Here is a 20,104-nt window from a genome sequence, read left to right as displayed (position 1 = left end):
TGTTACAATACTATAGAATTAAATAGCTGGCAATGATAGAGATTAGAGTACTGTTGCATAAAGCGAGCGGGGATGGTGAAAGCCCGCAACGACAGGAAAAGGCACTCTGGAGCCATATTTTTTAAGAGGGTTGCATGCTGTGCAGCCAATCGGGGTGGAACCGCGGGTCATAACGTACTCGTCCTCGGACTATATGTCCGGGACGTGTGCGATTTTTTATTTTATGGAGGTTTTTTTATGTCAATGGAAGATGTAGTAGCGTTAGCAAAACACAGAGGCTTTGTATTCCCAGGCTCTGAAATTTATGGAGGCCTGGCAAATACGTGGGATTACGGCCCACTTGGCGTCGAATTGAAAAACAACATCAAAAAAGCATGGTGGAAAAAATTCGTCCAGGAATCGGTGCATAACGTCGGTTTGGACGCCGCCATCCTGATGAACCCGAAAACGTGGGTGGCTTCCGGCCACGTCGGAAACTTCAACGATCCGATGATCGACTGCAAGAGCTGCAAAACGCGCCACCGCGCAGACAAATTGATCGAAGACGCGCTTGACGCAAAAGGCATTGAAATGATCGTCGACGGCCTGTCTTTCGAACGCATGGCTGAATTGATCCAAGAACACGAAATCAAATGCCCAGTTTGCGGCAAACAAGATTACACGGACATCCGCCAATTCAATTTGATGTTCAAAACGTTCCAAGGCGTTACTGAAGCTTCCACAAACGAAATCTTCCTGCGCCCTGAAACGGCTCAAGGGATTTTCGTCAACTATAAGAACGTCCAGCGCTCGATGCGCAAGAAAATGCCATTCGGCATCGCACAAATCGGCAAAAGTTTCCGAAACGAAATCACACCAGGCAATTTCACGTTCCGAACGCGCGAATTTGAGCAAATGGAACTTGAATTCTTCTGCAAACCGGGCGAAGACTTGGAATGGTACGCGTACTGGCGCGATTTCTGCAAAAACTGGCTGTTGAACCTCAACATGTCAGAAGACAATATGCGCCTGCGCGAACACGATGCAGACGAATTGTCCCATTACTCGAACGCCACTGTCGACATCGAATACAAATTCCCATTCGGCTGGGGCGAACTTTGGGGCATCGCGGACCGCACAGACTTCGACTTGAAGCGCCATATGGAGCATTCCGGCGAAGATTTCAATTACATCGACCCGGTTACGAATGAACGCTATGTGCCTTATTGCATCGAGCCTTCACTTGGTGCGGACCGTGTAACCCTTGCTTTCCTTGTGGACGCTTACCACGTGGAAGAACTTGAAAACGACGATAAGCGTACTGTGCTGAAACTGCACCCTGCCCTTGCGCCGTATAAAGCGGCAATCTTGCCATTATCGAAAAAATTGGCTGACGGCGCGACTGAAGTATTCGCTGATCTTGCCAAGCATTTCATGGTGGACTACGACGATTCCCAGTCAATCGGTAAACGCTACCGCCGCCAGGATGAAATCGGTACGCCGTTCTGCATCACATACGATTTCGATTCAGTCGAAGACGGCCAAGTTACTGTCCGCCACCGCGACTCAATGGAACAGACGCGCATGCCAATCGCTGACGTTCAATCTTACATCGAAAAACACATCCAGTTCTAAACATTTAGACCGGTGCATCTTCGTGATGCACCGGTTTTTTTTTATTCGATTCCTTTTTAGCAGCTTCCGGATCGTATTGGAGTGCTTCCCGACAGTATTGGAGCAGTTGCGGACCGTATTTCACCTCGAACGGACCGTATTCCTAAAATGCGGACAGTATCCATCTCCCTAATATATTTTCCTCACAAAAAAAAGACCCGCTCAGGAAAATTCATCCTGCTGCGGGTCTTTTTCTGGTTTTTTCGGCAGAAACTCCGGCGTCCGGTCAAGCTGTTCGAGGAAGCTCCTCGATTTCAGCCGGATTCCCGCCTGTTCTTCGTAAATCGAACGGACGATTCCTTTGACGATCGATTTCGTTTCTTTTTTCAGCTTCAGCGACCCGACACGCTCGATCGGCACGAAATAAAACGTGCGGATAAGCTTGACGAGCGACGGGCTGAGCCGGATGATGTAGCGGTCGATATGGAAACAGCGATGGCATAAGAAGCCCATTTCCTGGAACGAGAAGGCGAATTCGCCATCTGTCGCTCCGCAATTCGCACATTCGTGCAGCGTCGGCGTCAATCCAGCGGTCGGCAGCATTTTCCATTCCACGAACAGCGAAATCGCTTCCGGGTCGTACTCTTCTTCGATTGCATGAAGTGCCTGGTACAGCAAATCGTAAATCGCTGGCTGCGGCTCGTCCTGCTCCGTCAGCCGGTCGATCAATTCGACGATGTAGCTGGCATAAGCGGTTTTCATGATGTCTTCCCGGATATGGCGCAGCGATTCCAGCTGGTCCCCGCCTTGCAGCGTTCCCATGCCTTTGCCTTTGAAGATGGAAAAACTGCCATGCGTGAAAGGCTGTGTCACTGCCGCCAAACGGCTGGACGGTTTTTTCGCGCCCCGCGCCATGCACGTGATTTTGCCGGCATCGCGTGTGAATAAGGTCACGATTTTATTATTTTCACCATACGGGCGGGCGCGGATCACAATACCTTCGATTTGATTCAGCATAAGCCGGCTCCTTAGTATTCGTCGTCTCTAAACCCGAAATCGCGGAGGTGCATTGCTTTGTTGCGCCAATCTTTCTGTACTTTAACCCAAAGGTCCAAATAAACTCTTGAACCAAGCAAGTTTTCGATATCCTTGCGGGCGCGTGAGCCGATTTCTTTCAGCAAGACGCCTTTTTTGCCGATGACGATGCCTTTTTGGGAATCGCGTTCAACCATGATCGTCGCCTGAACGCGGATCATGCCCTCATGCTCTGCGTCCGGTGCGATTTTCTCGATAACGACAGCAATCGAATGCGGAATTTCTTCACGCGTCAAATGCAGCGCCTTTTCACGAATCAGTTCAGAGATGATGAAACGCTCTGGATGGTCCGTCACTTGGTCGGACGGGTAATACTGCGGCCCTTCCGGCAAGCGTTCGGCGATTTTCGCCAACAGGTTGTCGACGTTATTGCCTTGAATGGCCGAAATCGGCACAGCTTCAGCAAAATCGAATTCTTTTTTATAAGATTCGATGATTTTTGGCAGATCATCCGGGTGGACCTGGTCGATTTTATTCAAGACCAGGAATACCGGGACGTCGATGCCTTTCAGCATATCGAGGACAAAACGGTCCTGTTTGCCGATGCGCTCATCTGCACTGGCAACAAAAAGCAGCACGTCCACTTCACGGAACGTGTTCTTTGCCACTTTCAGCATGAAATCGCCCAATTTATGGCGTGGTTCGTTGATGCCTGGCGTGTCGATGAAAACCATCTGGCTTTCGTCAGTCGTTACAACGCCTTGCACTTTATTGCGGGTTGTCTGCGGTTTATCGCTCATGATGGCGATTTTCTGCCCGACAACACGGTTCAAGAATGTCGATTTCCCGACATTCGGGCGGCCGATAATCGAAATGAAACCTGATTTGAAACCGTTCTTATTTCCCTGCTGCATAATCTAAATCCTCCGTTGAAAACGCGCCTGGAAGCAGTTCACTGACTGTCGTTTCCTGTACGTCGCCTTGCAAATTTGTTAAGTAGACCGGCATATCCGGCGCACAGAATTCCGCAATTACTTGGCGGCATGCTCCGCACGGCGAAACCGCGCCTTTTGTATCGGCGACAACAGCAATCGCTGCAAAATCTTTATCGCCTTCTGATACGGCTTTGAACATCGCTGTACGTTCCGCGCAATTCGTCATTGAGTAAGCTGCATTCTCGATATTGCAGCCGTGGTATACTTTTCCGCTTTTGGTAATCAGCGCGGCGCCGACCTTGAATTTCGAATAAGGCACATATGCCTGTTCGCGTGCTGTTATGGCTTCTTTGATCAATTGTTCTTTTTCCATTGCGAATCACCTCTGTAAGTTAAAACCATTTTGGTAGAAATATTAGTAAACCAATTATAGCACTTGCGGCGGCAAATACCAAAACTGCGCCCGCCGCAATGTCTTTCGCTTCTTTCGCCAATGGATGCAGTTCCGGAGATGCCAAATCAACCACTCGCTCAATCGCGGTATTGATCATTTCCAGCGCAAGCATCCCACCGATCACGCCGATGAGCGCCAGCCATTCACTGCTGGATACGCCCGTTAGCGCAGCAGCCACAATCACCACAATCGCCGCCGCTAGATGGAATTTCATATTGCGTTCGCGCTTGGCTGCAGCCGCAATCCCTTGGCCAGCAAATTTAAAAGACTGTAAAAATTTATTCCCCGCCATGCTCGCCACGCGTTATGCCGAGTGAAGCAAGGATTTTCTCTTGTCTTGCGAACATTTCCTTTTCTTCTTCTGCATCCATATGGTCGTAGCCAAGCAGGTGCAAAAAGCCATGGACCGCGAGAAAACCAAGTTCCCGTTCGAACGAATGGCCGTAATCCGCCGCTTGTTCCTTCGTGCGGTCCAGTGAGATGACGATGTCTCCAAGCATGCGCGGCTCTTCGGATCCGACGATTGCCTGCTCTCCCTCGCCCAATTCTTCCATGGCGAACGAAATGACATCGGTCGGCGTGTCCTTGCCGCGGTATTCTTTATTCATATCCTGGATAATAGCATTCGTCACAAAAGTCACCGAGACTTCCGCTTCGCCTACATTTTCCGTCTCTGCAGCGTGCTTCAGCACTTTTTCCACAAATGACAGTTCACTGTTTCCCAATGTTTCCGTTTCGTCCATCAAATCGATTGTCAGCATGGCTGTCCCTCCCATTATTTCGTTTCTGCCGGATATTCGATGCGGGAATGGAATATCCCGTTCAAGGTTTCGCACATGACCTGTTTGATCGCATGGATTTCTTTCATCGTCAGATCACATTCATCGAATTGCCCATCTTTCAGTTTATCTTCTACAATCGCATTGACCAATTTTTTTATCTTTTCTGATGTTGGTTCTTTCATTGACCTGACAGCCGCTTCTACGCTGTCAGCTACCGATATGACAGCCGCTTCTTTTGACTGCGGCTTCGGCCCCGCGTAACGGTATTCTTCTTCATCCAGCGCCGGATCTTTTTCCTTCGCTTTGAAATAGAAGAATTTCAGCAGGCTGGTGCCGTGATGCTGTTCCGCAATATCGACGATTTCTTTCGGCATCTTATGCTCGCGGAGAATGTCCGCCCCCAGTGTACCATGGGAAATGATGATATCGCGGCTCATTTCAGGCGGCAGCGAATCATGCGGATTTTTCATATGGACCTGATTTTCAATGAAAAACTGCGGCCGCACCGTTTTGCCGATGTCGTGGTAATAACAGCCGACGCGCGCAAGCAAACCATCCGCTCCGATCGCCTCGCACGAAGCTTCCGCCAAATTCGCCACCATTACGCTGTGATGATAGGTGCCAGGCGTTTCCATCAAGATGCGTTTGATCAGCGGATGATTGGGGTTCGACAGCTCGATCAGCTTCATCGTCGACAAAATGCCGAACGCACTTTCAAAGAACGGCAGCAAGCCGATCGCCATTGCCCCGGAAGCAATCCCCGATACAAGCGCGGCTGCGAAATAAAAGCCGATTTCACGCCAGTCATACTGGCTTTGGGCAATCAATAAATAAAAACCGATGAACAACGCATTGGTGGCGGCAACCACCATACTTGTCTGCAGCACTTTGCCGCGGCGCCCTTCCTGGTCGATCAGGTAAACGCCAGCCAATCCCCCGAAAAGGATGTAAAGTGTGATTTCCATCTGCAAGGTGAAGGCACTGCCCTCTTGCAACATCATACCCCCGATGGCCCCTACTAAAAACGTCGTGTAAATTGCAGCCCGTTCATTCAGCACCAACCGCACAAGCATACCCGCTAACGCAGAAGGAAACAGGAATGCGATGATGACATCGAAATTGCCGCTGACCGAAGCCACAAGTTTCATCAACGACAACGAAATTAGCAGCACCGCCCCGATGACGAGCAGGCATTTTAATTTATTGATCCGCTGTTTATTGGTGCGATGCATGATAACTGCAAGAAGTCCGACGGCGATAAAGACAAACAATGCGAGCCCAAAGACCGGTTTATAATCCGCCTGGTCTTGCGTCATGCCGCTCAATTGCAGCTGGCGATAGATTTCCTTATCCACAACTTGGCCTTCCTGTACGAGAACCTGGCCTTGAAGGATGCGCGTCGGCTCAATGCTTGCCATAGCCTGTTTTGCTTGGGCTTGCGTCAATTCCTCATTGATGATGTCATTCGGGACAATCGCGAAACGCCCGATTGAAATCGCCGCCTGCAGGACAGAAGCCGGAATTCCGGTTTCCTCCCGCAATTGCTGTTCGACTCGATTGCGGGCCCCTGGCAATTCGTCCAACCGGACCGGTTCAGCGAGTTCCGCTTCGACAAGCCGCTTAATGATCGCTTCCATTGCTTGCAGGCTGTCTTCAGGCAACAGCAGCAGTTCGCGCTGCATCTCTTGAGTCAGCCGCAGGCCATTGTCGCTCGTCTCCATGAGCCGTAAGCTTTCGCTCAGGGCGTCCAGCATCTCAGGCATCTTCGGTCCTTCTTCCGGCTTCTGCCCCGGCGTTAAGCGGGCATCGCTGATGTAGCCGAATAGCGACTCGATGACCGCCAACTGATTGCCCGCGCTTTCTTCATTGAATTGGTAGCTCGGCAATATTTCCGCAGCTGCACGCTGTCTTTCTTGTTCCGTCCTGACAGGGTCTTCCACTGTTTTTGCTGAGCGGATTGTTTCGTCCGACAGCTGGAACAATTCAATATCATAACTTTCGCCCGCTACTGAACTATAAAGGAACCCGAAAATCGCCAAACCGATGCCCAGCAGCAACGCTATCGACAGCGTCCGGTAACCTGCTTTTTCATATATTCGCTTCCATCGTTCTGCCATAACGACACCCCGCTTCTAGTACTTCTATCATACCAATTAACTACGGGGATATCACGGAAGATTTCTATATATTTGAAATTCTGTACTTAAATCGACTAAAAAAACCAGCCTAGACAGAAGGCTGGTTTTCATATGCTTCAATGATTTTTGACACAAGTGGATGGCGGACAACATCGCCGCGCTCTAAGTATTGGACGTGGATGCCTCGAACGCCTTGCAATACTTTTTCAGCTGCGATGAGCCCCGATTCCGCTCCGCGCGGCAAATCGATTTGGGTTTTATCGCCGGTGATGATCATCTTGGAACCAAAGCCAAGACGTGTCAGGAACATTTTCATCTGCGCTTTCGTGGTATTCTGCGCTTCATCGAGAATGACAAACGCTTCATCAAGCGTACGCCCTCTCATATAAGCGAGCGGAGCCACTTCAATCGTGCCGCGCTCGATGAAACGGTTGGTCTGCTCCAAGCCAAGAACGTCGTGCAAAGCGTCATACAACGGCCGCAGATAAGGATCGACTTTTTCTTTCAAATCGCCAGGCAAAAAACCGAGGCTTTCGCCAGCTTCAACAGCTGGACGGGTAAGGATGATTTTTTTGACATGGCCATTTTTCAATGCCTGAACAGCCAAGACAACAGCCAAATACGTTTTTCCGGTACCAGCTGGCCCGACCGCAAAAATCAAGTCGTTGTTGCGGATGCCATGGACATATTGGCGCTGGCCGATCGTTTTCGCACGGATCACTTTGCCAGCGGCGTTGCGTGCCACTTCTTCGTCGTATAATTCAGCGAAATACTCGATCGTGCCGGATTTCGCCATTTCGATCGCCGAGACGATGTCGCGCTGGTCGATGTTGATGCCTTTGCGGATCACTTTCAGCAATTGCTCTATTAATAATTTACCTACTTGCTGGCCTTCTTCCGAGCCTGACAGCCGGATGACTTCACCGCGGGTAATTATTTGGATTTGTAAAGCTTCTTCGATCAATGTCATGTGGTTATCGGAAATCCCGAGCAGCAGCACCGCTTCATTTGGATCCTTCACATGCAGTTCTAGTAATGGGTTGTCTGTCATGTAGTCGCTCCTTGAAATTTCAAATTTATTATAAATCAACTGTATCATTTATGAGGAAGAGTTGTAAAACAATTTCCTTCTTAATTAGTTTACATAATAATATTATTAAAAATAAAAAACCGGCCCATGTTTCAGGCCGGCTTGCATTCATCTTTTTGATTTGGGGGGCAATAGGATTTCCGAATAAATGATCGCCTTTTGCAAATCTTCCGCTTCTAACGGGAAAATATCGGATAACTCTTCTTTCTTGCGCATATCGCGGACTTCTTCAGGTGCTTTATGGGCCGACAGCCTGCCAGTTGAAGCGAGCGGTTTCATCGCCTGCTGAATTTCTCGCTGCGGCAATCTTGATTTCGCTTGGTCGACTTTGTCCATGACCTTTTTCGCCTGTTCCGGATGTTCTTTCATCTGTGTCTGCAATTCACCGTACTTTTCTCTGGCGTAGTCTTCAACCCGTCTCAGAGTGCGCTGTCCAGTTGTCGCCGGGGCACGCCGCCTTTTGTCCGGTGTTTCCGACGCGCCATCCGGTTTTTTGTTATTGAAAAATGCGCCAATCGCCATGATGACGAGTGCCATTATGAGACCTTCCATGCGAAAACCTCCTTTGCCGGCGGCTGTTATTTATCGTCTGATTTATCCGAGCCGGTCCGTGCAATTGAATCTCTCATGCTTGTGTCCGCTTGGACGTTTTTATAATTGATGTAATCCATGACACCGAAATTGCCAGCACGGAGTGCTTCTGACATCGCCATTGGAACTTCCGCTTCCGCTTCGACAACTTTCGCTCTCATTTCGACAACTTTGGCTTTCATTTCCTGCTCGCTGGCAACAGCCATTGCGCGGCGCTCTTCGGCTTTCGCCTGAGCGATTTTCTTATCGGCTTCAGCTTGTTCTGTCTGAAGTTCTGCGCCGATGTTTTTGCCGATATCCACATCCGCAATATCGATCGACAGGATTTCAAATGCTGTACCTGAATCGAGCCCTTTGCCAAGAACCGTTTGCGAAATCAAATCCGGATTTTCAAGGACTTTTTTATGGCTTGAGCTTGAACCGAGTGTCGAGACAATCCCTTCGCCGACACGGGCTACGATCGTTTCTTCACCCGCACCACCGACAAGGCGGTCGATGTTCGCGCGTACGGTGATTCTGGCTTTCGCTTTTACTTCAATTCCGTCCATCGCAACACCTGCGATAAATGGCGTTTCGATGACTTTCGGATTTACCGACATTTGTACGGCTTCCAAAACGTCACGCCCTGCAAGGTCGATTGCCGCTGCACGTTCGAACGGCAATTCGATGTTGGCACGGTGAGCCGCGATCAATGCGTTAACGACGCGGTCGACGTTACCGCCCGCCAAGTAATGGCTTTCCAATTGGTTGATGGTGACGGTCAATCCCGCTTTTGATGCTTTGATCAACGGGTTGACGATGCGTGATGGAATAACGCGGCGCAGGCGCATCCCGATTAACGTGAAAATGCTGATTCTGACGCCTGCAGCTAATGCCGAAATCCAAAGCGTGATCGGCACAAACGTGAAGAATATTGCGAGTACGATGATAATGCCGATAATTATTGCACCTAATCCAATTGCTTCAATACCCATAAATTATTCCTCCTCTTCTTTTTCAAGTTCGCGGACAACGATCCGCGACCCTTCGACCTTGATGATCTTCACTTGCGTTTTAGGATCGATAAAGCGGCCATCTGAGACAGCATCTATCCATTCATCGTCAAGTTTGATCGTTCCAGAAGGCCGTAATGCTGTTGCTGTCATCGCTAGCCGGCCGACAAGCTCCGGACGGTTGACCGCTGATACATAGCCGCTTTTCGTATCGGTTGCATCCGTTAAAATCAGCCGCTTGAATAAATGCGGCCGTTTGCCGAAAAATTTCACTATAATCACCATCCCTGCTGTAGCTGCTATCATTGCAATAAGAATTGAGATGGCCGTGGCCATCGGATCTCCACCAGCCAAAAAGATGCTGCCGAGCACTGCTGCAATGCCCAAAATGCCGGCAATGCCTCCCGGCACAAAAAACTCGGTGATCAACAGACCCAGTCCGATGACCAGCAGGACGATTGATTCGTAGCCGGCCAACCCTGCCACCAAATGCCCATAAAAGAAAAGCATCAATGAGAGCAAGCCCATGAATCCTGGAATGCCGACCCCCGGTGTAAATAATTCAAGCAGCAAGCCGAGCGCCGCAATCGACAGCAGAAATGGGACGACAACAGGATTCGTCAAAAACCTGGCCAATGTCTCGGAAAAGGTTTCATCTACGGCAACTAATTGTGCATCCTGCCATCCTTTCGCCGTCAGCAATTCTTCTATAGAAGAAACTGTCCCTTCCGAATAGCTCACTTCCCGGGCTTCGGCAGCGTTCAAGGTCAACAGTTGCCCTTCAGCCGCCTGCAGTTCAGGCAAGTCGATTCCAGCATCCGCCATTGCCAATGCGTATAGCGGATCGCGCCCTGACGAAGCGGCAGCATTTTCCATTGACGAGAGCCAAGCGCTGTTCGCTTTGTCTCCGGCCGCATTGCCCGCTTGGTCGATCACTTGTGCAGCGCCCATACGGCTATTGGGATGCATGTAGATTTCATCCGCATTCAATGCCAGAAACGCACCGGCCGACAAAGCATCCCGGTTGACAAAAGCGATGGTCTCGAGCTTAGTGTCGCTCAACAGTCTGGCAATGCCATCTGCTGCGTTAACAAATCCGCCCGGCGTATCGATTTCGAAAATGACCGCTTCCGCATCCGCGTCTTCCGCTTCCTCAAGCGCACGTTCAATGAACGCCTGCAAGCCCCGCTCGACCTCATCTTCAATCGGTACAACATAAACAGTGGGTCCAGCCGCATTGAACGCCGGCAGCAGCATTGCAAAAGATAATAACAGAAATCCAAAAGCCACAAAGGCTTTGACGCTGCGCAAAGGAATCGCTCCTTTCATTTTACTGCTGTCTTATTCTACGTACAGCAGCGGAAATGGTTTCACATTCCGCTGATAATTCTATTATAAATGAAACATTTCGTGAAAACGAAAGAATGCGCTTACAAAACGGAGCGCTTCCGGCAAAGAGTGATGAAATTATGAACGGCTGGAGGCAAGTTGTGGCCACGTGCAAAAAAAAGATATAGAAAAACCGCCTGCACATAGAATGTGCAGACGGTTTAGGCTGTCGTTCATATTTTTTAATAGTCAATTTTAAAGTAAAGTCAATTAAAATTTACGTTTACGCGCAGCTTCTGATTTCAGTTTGCGTTTCACGCTCGGTTTATCATAATACTCGCGCTTTCTTACCTCTTGCATTGTTCCGGATTTAGAAACAGTGCGTTTGAAGCGGCGAAGAGCATCTTCAATTGATTCGTTTTTACGAACAGTTGTTTTTGTCATCTCTTTTTCCCTCCCTCCGAACACACGTTGAAGCAGATAACAACTAGTGTTATATACTATAAAATTATAACGCAATCCCTACCTAAGGTCAATACTTAATAATCGGAATTTGAAGTTAGCCCCTGCATGATCTGCACGCCAGAGCTGGCGCCGATGCGAGTCGCTCCAGCATCGATCATTGCTTGAAGATCTTCAAGGCTTCTTACGCCGCCAGATGCTTTTACGCCCAGGTCCGGACCGACCGTTTCGCGCATTAGCTTAACATCCGCTACTGTTGCTCCGCCAGTAGAGAAGCCGGTAGAAGTTTTGACGAAATCTGCGCCCGCTTCTTTCGACAAGCGTGAAGCAACTGCTTTCTCTTCATCAGTCAATAGGCAGGTTTCGATGATCACTTTGACGATCGCTTTGCCTTTTGCTGCTTCAACGACCGCTTTGATGTCGTTTTTCACAAGTTCTTCGTCGCCGCTCTTCAATGCGCCGATGTTGATGACCATATCGATTTCTTCCGCGCCTTTCGCAATTGCGTCAGCTGTTTCGAACGCTTTTGTTTCTGAAGTCGATGCGCCAAGCGGGAAGCCGATTACTGTGCAGACTTTAACCGGGCTGTCAGACAATTCTTTGGCTGATACCGATACCCATGCAGGGTTAACGCAAACAGAAGCAAATTTATATTCAGCAGCCTCTTGGCATAGTTTGACGATCTGTTCTTTTGTCGCCTCTGGCTTTAATAATGTGTGGTCGATATAAGATGCGATGTTTGTCATGTTTAAAACTCCATTCTGTTTTTCGTATTAGTTGTCATTCAATCACTCGAATTCATAAGACATTGCAGCCAATGCATATAAAGGAGCCGTTTCGGTTCGCAAGATGCGCGGCCCAAGAGAAGTGAAGATCGCACCATTTTGTTTCAAGGCCACCACTTCATTTTCTGAAATTCCGCCTTCCGGACCGAAGATCAATAGGAATGAACTTTTATCATACATTGATTTTAAAATTTCAGCAAACCGCGTTCTAGCGCCTTCTCGCGCCTCTTCTTCATAAGCGACGATGACAGCGTCAAAGTCCGCAGCCTTCTCCACCAACTGCTTGAAGCTATGGACGTTATGTATCTGCGGGATGTGCGTCCGGTGAGATTGTTCTGCCGCTTCTTTGGCAATCTTCTCGAGCCGGCTGCGTTTCTTTTCGCTTTTTCCCGCATCCCATTTGACGATGGACCGCTCTGCCGCAAACGGAATCATTTCGTACATGCCGAGTTCTGTCGCTTTTTGGACAATCAAATCAAGTTTGTCGCCTTTCGGCAATCCACAAGCAATCGCCACCCGTTTCGGCATTTCCACTTCCGTTTCGATTGCCGAACCGACTTTTGCTTCAATATCAAAATCTGCCGCCTGGATCGTTGCAAGAAAAGCTGTTTCTTCAATGACTGCGATAAATTGATCCCCGATGCTTTGGCGCATAACTTTGGCGATGTGCTTCGCATCATCGCCAGTTATGGTTATTATTCGGTTTTCGGGAAATTTGCCTTCTATGAAATATCTCTGCATTTCCGCACCCCGTTATTCCGGTTTTTTTGAAATAATCGTTACCCAGTCTTCCATCATCATGATGTCTTCAACGACAAAGCCAGATGCTTCAAGCGCTTCTTTCACATCATTCTTTTTAGCGGAAATGATGCCGGAAGTGATGTAATGGCCGCCTGGTTTTACCACTTGAAACGCATCATCAGTGAAGGAAATGATGATTTCGGCCAAAATATTGGCAACGACGACATCTCCAGGCTCTTTGATCGTATCCAGCAAATTGCCTTGAACGACCGTTGTGCGGTCCTGGACTTTATTGAGTTTGACGTTGATTTTTGCAGCAGTGACGGCAATATCGTCCAAATCCAATGCATGCACATGGGATGCGCCGAGCAATGCCGCGCCAATCGCCAAGACACCTGAACCCGTGCCGACGTCAATGACGCGCTGCCCAGACTTCACTGTCTTTTCAAGCGCCTGCAGGCTCATGACCGTCGTCGGATGTGTGCCGGTGCCAAACGCCATTCCCGGATCCAGTTCAATGATCAATTCATCGCTTGATACCGGTTCATAGGTTTCCCATGTCGGGACGATTGTAAAGCGTTGGGAAATTTTGACCGGATGGTAATATTTTTTCCATGCAGTTGCCCATTCCTCTTCGTTCACTTCACTGATCGTCACGACATTGGCCCCGATATTGATGTCATACGAAACCAGGTTATTGATCGCCAATTTGATGGCTTCAACCGTTTCCCCCAAAAAGCTGTTGACGGGCAGATACGCTTTCAGGATGACGCCTTCTTTCGGGAAATCATCCGGATTCAGCGAATAGATTTCGCCGAATTTGTATTCGCGCTCTTTCGTCAAATCCTCCGCATCTTCGATGACGACGCCGCTTGCACCCGCTTCGTGCAAAATATTGGAAACGGGTTCAACGGCTTCATTTGTCGTATGGATTGCTAGTTCTGACCATTTCATGTAGGACTGGCTCCTTTATTCACCTTTTATGGTGCGTTTGATTTTATCGAAAAGCGAACTGCCTTGTTCTTCCGGAATGTCACCGCTGATTTCAGCAAACTCGCGAAGCAATTGTTTTTGGCGCTCGTTGAGTTTTGTCGGTGTTTTGACGCGGATGACAATGTGCTGGTCTCCAGTGCCATAGCCGTGTACATTTTTAACGCCTTTGCCTTTCAAGCGGAAACGTGCGCCGCTTTGGGTGCCGGCAGGAATTTTAAGCTTCACTTTGCCAGAAACAGTCGGCACTTCGATTTCGTCCCCGAGTGCTGCCTGTGCAAATGTGATCGGCAGATCCAAATAGATGTCGTCGCCTTCACGTTCGAATTCTTTATGCGGTTTGACGCGGAATACGACATAGAGATCTCCTGCTGGTCCTCCATTGACGCCGGCGCCGCCTTGGCCCGATACGCGCAATTGCTGGCCATCGTCCACGCCTGCAGGAATGGTGACTTTGATTTTTTTCGTTTTGCGGACTGTCCCTTCACCGCGGCAAGTCGTGCATTTTTCCTCGATGATTTGGCCTGACCCTTGGCAATGATGGCAAGCACGTCGGTTGACCATGCGGCCGAACGGCGTATCCTGTGCAACATTCAACTGGCCTGAACCTTCGCAATACGGACAAGTTTTCGGCTTCGTGCCAGGTTTTGCGCCTGAGCCGTGGCATGTTCCGCATGTTTCGTCTTTCGGCAATTCAATTTCCGTTTCTTTTCCGAATACGGCGTCCATGAATTCGATTGTCATCGAATACTGGAGATCGTCACCTTTTCTTGGTGCATTCGGGTCGCGGCGTCTTGTGCCGCCGCCGAAAAACGTGCTGAAAATATCTTCGAATCCGAAGCCGTCAGCACCGCCGCCGCCAAATCCTTGGTTTGGATCCTGATGGCCGAATTGGTCATATTGCGCACGTTTCTGGTCGTCGCTCAGCATTTCGTATGCTTCTTTTACTTCCTGGAATTTTTCAGAAGCGTCCGCTTCTTTATTGATATCCGGGTGGAATTGCTTCGATAATTTCCGGTACGCTTTTTTTATTTCTTCTTTAGAAGCTGTCTTGGATACCCCAAGCACCTCGTAATAATCTCGCTTGTTCATACGTCACTCTCCCTCTTGCAATCAACTGTTATTGTACACGGTTCTAATTGCGGTTGCAAAGACATTGAAAAAGCCAAAGCAGCTTGCTTTGCTTTGACTTTTTCATGTTTTTATTTTTTGTCGTCGTTTACTTCTTCAAAGTCTGCGTCAACGATATCGTCGTTTTCTGGTGCGCCGCCTTGTTCACCGGCAGCTTGCTGTGCTTGTGCAGCCTGCTCGTATGCTTTCATCGAAAGGCCTTGCAGAATTTCCTGCAATTTATCTTTCTTCTCGCGGATTGTGTCGATGCTGTCGCCTTCAAGCGCCGACTTCAATTCGTCGCGTGCATCTTCAGCTTGTTTTTTCTCTTCTTCAGTTACCACTTCGCCAAGATCCGCGATCGTTTTGTCCGTTTGGAAAACGGCTTGGTCTGCTTCGTTGCGAAGTTCAACTTCTTCTTTCACTTTCGCATCTGCATCCGCGTTTTCTTCTGCTTCTTTGATCATGCGGTCGATTTCTTCATCTGTAAGTGAAGTATTCGATTGGATTGTGATGGTCTGCTCTTTTTGTGTACCAAGGTCTTTCGCTTTTACGCTGACAATACCGTTTTTATCGATGTCGAAAGTAACTTCGATTTGCGGTACACCGCGCTGTGCCGGTGGAATATCCGCCAATTGGAAACGGCCAAGTGTTTTGTTGGCTGCGGCCATCGGGCGCTCACCTTGCAATACATGGATATCAACAGCCGGCTGGTTGTCAGCTGCAGTCGAGAATGTCTGTGATTTAGAAGTCGGGATCGTCGTGTTGCGCTCGATCAATTTCGTGAACACGCCGCCCATAGTTTCGATGCCGAGTGACAACGGTGTAACATCAAGCAATACAACATCTTTCACGTCGCCGCTCAAGACGCCGCCTTGGATTGCTGCACCCATTGCAACTACTTCATCCGGGTTAACGCCTTTATGCGGCTCTTTCCCAGTCAATTTCTTAACGGATTCCTGTACTGCCGGAATACGTGTAGATCCGCCGACCAAAATGACGCGGTCCAAATCTGAAGCTGAAATGCCGGCATCTTTCAATGCTTGGCGAGTTGGCCCCATCGTGCGTTCAACCAATGCATGCGTCAATTCGTCGAATTTCGCGCGTGACATTGTCACTTCCAAGTGCAACGGTCCAGCTTCGCCAGCCGTGATAAATGGCAATGAAATCTGAGTGGAAGAAACACCTGAAAGGTCTTTTTTCGCTTTCTCAGCTGCATCTTTCAAGCGTTGAGTCGCCATCTTGTCTTTGGAAAGGTCGATGCCGTTCTCTTTTTTGAATTCCTGCACCAAATAATCGATGATCAATTTATCGAAATCATCTCCGCCCAGACGGTTGTCGCCGGCAGTTGATTTAACTTCGAAAACGCCGTCGCCCAGTTCAAGGATCGATACGTCGAACGTACCGCCGCCAAGGTCATAAACGAGGACAGTTTCGTCTTTGTCCATTTTATCGAGGCCGTATGCAAGTGCTGCTGCAGTCGGCTCGTTGATGATGCGCTCTACTTCAAGTCCGGCAATACGGCCAGCGTCTTTTGTCGCTTGGCGCTCTGCATCATTGAAGTAAGCAGGAACAGTGATAACCGCTCTTGTCACTTTTTCTCCAAGGTATTCTTCTGCGTAGCCTTTCAAGTATTGAAGGATCATTGCAGAAACTTCCTGTGGCGAATATTCTTTGCCTTCAGCAGTCACTTTTTCTTGTGTACCCATTAGGCGCTTGACTGACTGGATTGTGTTCGGGTTCGTGATGGATTGGCGTTTTGCTACTTCGCCGACTTGGCGCTCGCCATTTTTGAATGCGACAACAGAAGGAGTTGTACGGTTGCCTTCTGGATTTGGAATGATTTTTGGTTCGCCGCCTTCTAATACTGCGACTGCTGAGTTAGTTGTACCTAAGTCAATACCGATAATTTTGCTCATTTAAAATTCCTCCATTACTGTTTTTATTCGTTTACTTTTACCATTGCCGGACGAAGCACTCTGCCTTTGAGTGTATACCCTTTTTGGAGTTCCATTAAGACAGAACCCGCTTCAGCCGAATCATCTTTTTCCTGCATGACAGCTTGGTGGACATTCGGATCGAATGCTTCCCCGACTGATTTGATTTCTTCAAGCCCTTCGCGTTTGACCGCTTCAAGCAATGATTTCTGGACCATTTCGACTCCTTTTAATAAAGAAGAAGATTCTTCGCTCCCTGTCCCCATTGCGAGGGCGCGTTCGAAATTATCAAGGACCGGAAGAAGATCCACCAGCACCGACTGGGCACGGAATTTTTCCGCTTCCTGCCGGTCTTTGACCGCCCGGCGCTTGTAATTATCGAAATCCGCCATCAGGCGCAGGTATTTATTGCGTTCTGCTTCCAGTTCTTCGCGCAGTTTTTCTGTTTCATCCACTGCTGGTTCTTCGGCAGCCGCTTCAGGCGCCTCTGCATCGGCTGGCTCGGCGATTGTTTCGCCGGCCGCAACCGATTCTTCCTGCAATACGTCTTCTGTAATCGTTTCTTCGGTTTTTGGAGCTTGTTTTTTCTTAGCCAAATCCAGTTCCTCCTTTTGTTCACTTGCCCCGCAATAACCGGGTCAGTTCTTTAGACAAGTCGCCGCTCAGCGTATCCAGAAGCGTCACGACTCGTTTGTAATCCATGCGCTTCGGCCCTACTATCGCGATCGAACCTGTCTGTTCCTCCCCGATCGCATAAGCGACGGTAATCACGCTGCAATCTTCCATCGCAGACAAGGTGTTTTCCGAGCCAATGCGAATCTGTAGTCCGAGGCTGCCGGCTGGCATGATCATCGGAATGTGCTTCGATTCTTCCATAACATCCATCAAGCTTCTGATTTTATGGATGTCATGGAAATCCGGCTGTTTCAGGATATTCAGCTTGCCCGCATAATAGACATTGTCTTCATGCGGCAACACGACCGCTTGCCGGAAAGTTGTAAAAAGTTCGGCATAGCGGTTGATATGCTGCCTGAATATCGACAAGGTTTCCTGTTCGAGCCGCATGTGCAAGTCGTTCAACGAAACACCTGCCAGCCGCTCGTTCAAGATGTTCACCATCTTCTCGATGTCAGACGGATCAAGGCCAGGAGGGATCGGGAATACCCGATTTTCAACATGGCCCGAATCAGTGACGATAATCGCCACAGCGCTGTCTGCGCCAAGCGGCACAATCGACAGCCTTTTCACCGTATGCTTCCGGACGTCGGGGCCGAGCAGAATCGCCGTGTAATTGGTCAATTCCGATAAAATCATCGCTGAACGCTTGATAACTTCTTCCGTTTCAGCGATTTTATCATCGAAAATCGACTGCAGCTGCAAGATATCCTGCTTCGGCAGCGGACGCAGCGTCAGCAAATGGTCGACATAATAGCGATATCCCTTTTGAGACGGGATGCGCCCAGAAGAAGTGTGGGTCTTTTCAAGAAAGCCCATCTTTTCCAAGTCGGCCATCGCATTGCGGATGGTTGCCGGGCTGAATGGAAGTTCGGATTTTTTTGATAGTTGGTTCGATCCTACCGGCTGAGCTGACTCAATATAATCATCAACTGTTACTTTCAATATGAGCAACTGCCGTTCTGTTAACATGATCATCACCTCTGTTAGCACTCTATAGGTTCGAGTGCTAAGACTATATTAAAATTAACAAATTCCAGAAACCTTGTCAACGGATGAGGTCTCTTTTTCGTATTTTTATTCGGCAATGCGAAATGCCGCTGTCTTTTAACTGAAGCCAAATCAAAAAGGATGGACCTATTTAACAGGTCCATCCTTTCTATGCAAAGCTTTAACATGATTTATTCGCCCAGCAGAAATTGCTCGAACACTTCGTTGCCGACAAATCTTCCTTGGCGCGTCAACTTCAAGCTGCCGCCTTCAGCAGTCAGATTGCCTTTCGCGATTTCTTTCTCCAAGATTCCACCGTAGACCGCTTCGAGCGGCTGGCCAAATTTCTCCTGGAAGCGTTCAGTCGATACGCCATCCGTCTTGCGCAGGCCGAGGAACATTTCCTCTTCCATCTTTTCATGGACCGGCACTTCATGCGTATTCAACACCGGACGCTGCCCTTCGTCGAGCGGCGCCATGTATTTTTTCAGCGGGCCGGCGTTTGAATAGCGAATGCCGTTTACATAGCCATGGGCTCCTGCACCGACTCCGATGTATTCGGCGTTGTCCCAGTAAAGCAAATTATGCCTGGAATGAAATCCAGGGCGGGCAAAATTCGAAATCTCGTATTGCATCAAACCACGCGCTTCCATTTCATTCATCAGCTTGTTGTACATATCGGCTTCCAAATCTTCTGTCACCGTGTTGAGCTTGCCTTTCGTCATCAAGTTATAGAAAACCGTTTTCGGTTCGATGATCAGCGAATACGCTGAGAAATGCGGCAAGTCGAATTCAAATGCCTGGCGCAGCGTATCTTCCCATTCTTCCATCGTCTGGCCAGGAAGGCCGTACATCAAGTCGAATGAAATATTCGTAAAGCCCACTTCGCGTGCCGCCTTTACAGCGTTGTGGACATCGTTATTGCTATGTGTGCGGCCGAGCCGCTTCAACAAGTCAGCATCAAACGACTGGACGCCCATGCTCAAACGGTTGACGCCGCCGTCGAACAAAACCTGCATCTTCTCGCGCGTCAATTCATCCGGATTGGCTTCCGACGTCCATTCCAGATTTTCCGCCATCGGCACATATTCATGGACGTACGCCAATAATTTACGCAGCTGGTCCGGCGTCAGTGAAGTCGGCGTACCGCCTCCGAGGAAAATCGTTTCCAGCGGCTTATCAAGCGCGCCTTCCTGTTTCCACAGCGCCAGCTCTTTGCCAACCGAATCGATGTAGGCATCTACGGGCTGGTCTTTGAAGAACACTTTATTGAAATCACAGTAATGGCAAATCTGATGGCAGAATGGGATATGGATATACAATCCTTTTACCATGTCATCCCTTCTTTCTAAATAAGTTGAGTTAGATATTTTTATATTTTTTGGATATTCCGCAAAATAACTGCGCTTTCCGCGGGCTCGCTCCCAAGCCTCCTCGGTCGCTTCGCTTCCTGCGGGGTCTCGGGAGTCTCGCTA

20 protein-coding genes are annotated in these 20,104 nt (G+C 49.0%); 1 reads left to right on the top strand and 19 read right to left on the bottom strand.

All coding sequences use genetic code 11. The features are described from left to right. Positions 1-237: 237 nt before the first annotated feature. Positions 238-1,614 carry a glycine--tRNA ligase gene (locus tag QMA09_RS06610; RefSeq protein ID WP_290212502.1) on the top strand — a complete coding sequence of 459 codons (1,377 nt, stop codon included), beginning with the start codon at positions 238-240 and terminating at the stop codon, positions 1,612-1,614. Positions 1,615-1,815: 201 nt separating this feature from the next. Here QMA09_RS06610 and recO read toward each other — a convergent pair whose 3' ends face one another. The 19 genes from recO to hemW form a co-directional block, all read right to left on the bottom strand. Further along, entirely contained in the window at positions 1,816-2,610 is a 795-nt protein-coding gene (gene recO / locus QMA09_RS06605) for a DNA repair protein RecO (protein ID WP_135500753.1), read from the bottom strand. A gap of 11 nt (positions 2,611-2,621) precedes the next feature. After that, a complete protein-coding gene (era, locus tag QMA09_RS06600; protein ID WP_135500752.1) occupies positions 2,622-3,542 on the bottom strand; it encodes a GTPase Era in 921 nt (306 codons plus the stop codon). Further along, positions 3,526-3,936, bottom strand: coding sequence for a cytidine deaminase (locus tag QMA09_RS06595; RefSeq protein WP_135500751.1), 411 nt, complete (start codon positions 3,934-3,936; stop codon positions 3,526-3,528). Before QMA09_RS06595 ends, era begins: the two co-directional genes overlap by 17 nt. Before the next feature lie 19 nt (positions 3,937-3,955). Beyond that, positions 3,956-4,309, bottom strand: a complete 354-nt coding sequence (locus QMA09_RS06590) for a diacylglycerol kinase family protein (RefSeq protein ID WP_290212501.1) — start codon at positions 4,307-4,309, stop codon at positions 3,956-3,958. Beyond that, a complete protein-coding gene (ybeY, locus tag QMA09_RS06585) occupies positions 4,296-4,778 on the bottom strand; it encodes an rRNA maturation RNase YbeY (protein ID WP_290212500.1) in 483 nt (160 codons plus the stop codon). Before ybeY ends, QMA09_RS06590 begins: the two co-directional genes overlap by 14 nt. Positions 4,779-4,792: 14 nt before the next feature. Further along, the gene (locus QMA09_RS06580) at positions 4,793-6,916 is read right to left on the bottom strand and encodes an HD family phosphohydrolase (RefSeq protein ID WP_290212499.1); all 2,124 of its coding nucleotides are present in this window, start codon (positions 6,914-6,916) and stop codon (positions 4,793-4,795) included. Positions 6,917-7,025: 109 nt separating this feature from the next. Next, positions 7,026-7,988 carry a PhoH family protein gene (locus QMA09_RS06575; protein WP_135500747.1) on the bottom strand — a complete coding sequence of 321 codons (963 nt, stop codon included), beginning with the start codon at positions 7,986-7,988 and terminating at the stop codon, positions 7,026-7,028. Between the two features lie 147 nt (positions 7,989-8,135). Next, the gene (locus tag QMA09_RS06570) at positions 8,136-8,579 is read right to left on the bottom strand and encodes a hypothetical protein (protein ID WP_290212498.1); all 444 of its coding nucleotides are present in this window, start codon (positions 8,577-8,579) and stop codon (positions 8,136-8,138) included. Between the two features lie 26 nt (positions 8,580-8,605). Continuing rightward, positions 8,606-9,592, bottom strand: coding sequence for a flotillin-like protein FloA (gene floA / locus QMA09_RS06565; RefSeq protein ID WP_135500745.1), 987 nt, complete (start codon positions 9,590-9,592; stop codon positions 8,606-8,608). Between the two features lie 3 nt (positions 9,593-9,595). Then, the gene (locus tag QMA09_RS06560) at positions 9,596-10,921 is read right to left on the bottom strand and encodes an NfeD family protein (protein WP_290212497.1); all 1,326 of its coding nucleotides are present in this window, start codon (positions 10,919-10,921) and stop codon (positions 9,596-9,598) included. 288 nt (positions 10,922-11,209) lie between these two features. Then, positions 11,210-11,383, bottom strand: coding sequence for a 30S ribosomal protein S21 (gene rpsU, locus QMA09_RS06555; protein ID WP_008431605.1), 174 nt, complete (start codon positions 11,381-11,383; stop codon positions 11,210-11,212). A 95-nt stretch (positions 11,384-11,478) separates the two neighbouring features. Continuing rightward, the gene (gene deoC, locus QMA09_RS06550; RefSeq protein ID WP_290212496.1) at positions 11,479-12,147 is read right to left on the bottom strand and encodes a deoxyribose-phosphate aldolase; all 669 of its coding nucleotides are present in this window, start codon (positions 12,145-12,147) and stop codon (positions 11,479-11,481) included. Between the two features lie 42 nt (positions 12,148-12,189). Then, on the bottom strand, positions 12,190-12,927 hold the full coding sequence (locus QMA09_RS06545; protein WP_290212495.1) for a 16S rRNA (uracil(1498)-N(3))-methyltransferase: 738 nt from the start codon (positions 12,925-12,927) through the stop codon (positions 12,190-12,192). Positions 12,928-12,939: 12 nt separating this feature from the next. Further along, complete coding sequence (prmA, locus tag QMA09_RS06540) at positions 12,940-13,881, bottom strand: 50S ribosomal protein L11 methyltransferase (RefSeq protein WP_290212494.1); 942 nt, start codon at positions 13,879-13,881, stop codon at positions 12,940-12,942. Between the two features lie 15 nt (positions 13,882-13,896). Next, positions 13,897-15,009 (bottom strand): molecular chaperone DnaJ, encoded by a 1,113-nt coding sequence (gene dnaJ / locus QMA09_RS06535; RefSeq protein ID WP_135500740.1) that lies wholly within the window; start codon positions 15,007-15,009, stop codon positions 13,897-13,899. Positions 15,010-15,119: 110 nt separating this feature from the next. Beyond that, entirely contained in the window at positions 15,120-16,946 is a 1,827-nt protein-coding gene (gene dnaK / locus QMA09_RS06530) for a molecular chaperone DnaK (RefSeq protein ID WP_135500739.1), read from the bottom strand. A gap of 23 nt (positions 16,947-16,969) precedes the next feature. Further along, entirely contained in the window at positions 16,970-17,560 is a 591-nt protein-coding gene (grpE, locus tag QMA09_RS06525; protein ID WP_290212493.1) for a nucleotide exchange factor GrpE, read from the bottom strand. Between the two features lie 19 nt (positions 17,561-17,579). After that, positions 17,580-18,611 carry a heat-inducible transcriptional repressor HrcA gene (hrcA, locus tag QMA09_RS06520; protein WP_290212492.1) on the bottom strand — a complete coding sequence of 344 codons (1,032 nt, stop codon included), beginning with the start codon at positions 18,609-18,611 and terminating at the stop codon, positions 17,580-17,582. A 209-nt stretch (positions 18,612-18,820) separates the two neighbouring features. After that, positions 18,821-19,963, bottom strand: coding sequence for a radical SAM family heme chaperone HemW (hemW, locus tag QMA09_RS06515; protein WP_290212491.1), 1,143 nt, complete (start codon positions 19,961-19,963; stop codon positions 18,821-18,823). Positions 19,964-20,104 lie beyond the last annotated feature (141 nt).

It is taken from the genome of Planococcus sp. APC 3906 (assembly GCF_030407685.1).
GTDB lineage: Bacteria > Bacillota > Bacilli > Bacillales_A > Planococcaceae > Planococcus > Planococcus koreensis.
Note: the sequence above shows the minus strand (reverse complement) of the source record. Positions and strands in the feature narration are given on the sequence as shown.

Bases quoted from the DNA above. Each gene is read 5' to 3' on its own strand.
- deoC (WP_290212496.1), bottom strand. From the start codon at position 12,147: ATGACAAACATCGCATCTTATATCGACCACACATTATTAAAGCCAGAG.
- QMA09_RS06580 (WP_290212499.1), bottom strand. From the start codon at position 6,916: ATGGCAGAACGATGGAAGCGAATATATGAAAAAGCAGGTTACCGGACG.
- floA (WP_135500745.1), bottom strand. From the start codon at position 9,592: ATGGGTATTGAAGCAATTGGATTAGGTGCAATAATTATCGGCATTATC.
- rpsU (WP_008431605.1), bottom strand. From the start codon at position 11,383: ATGACAAAAACAACTGTTCGTAAAAACGAATCAATTGAAGATGCTCTT.
- dnaJ (WP_135500740.1), bottom strand. From the start codon at position 15,009: ATGAACAAGCGAGATTATTACGAGGTGCTTGGGGTATCCAAGACAGCT.
- QMA09_RS06610 (WP_290212502.1), top strand. From the start codon at position 238: ATGTCAATGGAAGATGTAGTAGCGTTAGCAAAACACAGAGGCTTTGTA.
- hemW (WP_290212491.1), bottom strand. From the start codon at position 19,963: ATGGTAAAAGGATTGTATATCCATATCCCATTCTGCCATCAGATTTGC.
- QMA09_RS06590 (WP_290212501.1), bottom strand. From the start codon at position 4,309: ATGGCGGGGAATAAATTTTTACAGTCTTTTAAATTTGCTGGCCAAGGG.
- recO (WP_135500753.1), bottom strand. From the start codon at position 2,610: ATGCTGAATCAAATCGAAGGTATTGTGATCCGCGCCCGCCCGTATGGT.
- QMA09_RS06575 (WP_135500747.1), bottom strand. From the start codon at position 7,988: ATGACAGACAACCCATTACTAGAACTGCATGTGAAGGATCCAAATGAA.
- QMA09_RS06570 (WP_290212498.1), bottom strand. From the start codon at position 8,579: ATGGAAGGTCTCATAATGGCACTCGTCATCATGGCGATTGGCGCATTT.
- dnaK (WP_135500739.1), bottom strand. From the start codon at position 16,946: ATGAGCAAAATTATCGGTATTGACTTAGGTACAACTAACTCAGCAGTC.
- hrcA (WP_290212492.1), bottom strand. From the start codon at position 18,611: ATGTTAACAGAACGGCAGTTGCTCATATTGAAAGTAACAGTTGATGAT.
- era (WP_135500752.1), bottom strand. From the start codon at position 3,542: ATGCAGCAGGGAAATAAGAACGGTTTCAAATCAGGTTTCATTTCGATT.
- QMA09_RS06595 (WP_135500751.1), bottom strand. From the start codon at position 3,936: ATGGAAAAAGAACAATTGATCAAAGAAGCCATAACAGCACGCGAACAG.
- ybeY (WP_290212500.1), bottom strand. From the start codon at position 4,778: ATGCTGACAATCGATTTGATGGACGAAACGGAAACATTGGGAAACAGT.
- prmA (WP_290212494.1), bottom strand. From the start codon at position 13,881: ATGAAATGGTCAGAACTAGCAATCCATACGACAAATGAAGCCGTTGAA.
- QMA09_RS06545 (WP_290212495.1), bottom strand. From the start codon at position 12,927: ATGCAGAGATATTTCATAGAAGGCAAATTTCCCGAAAACCGAATAATA.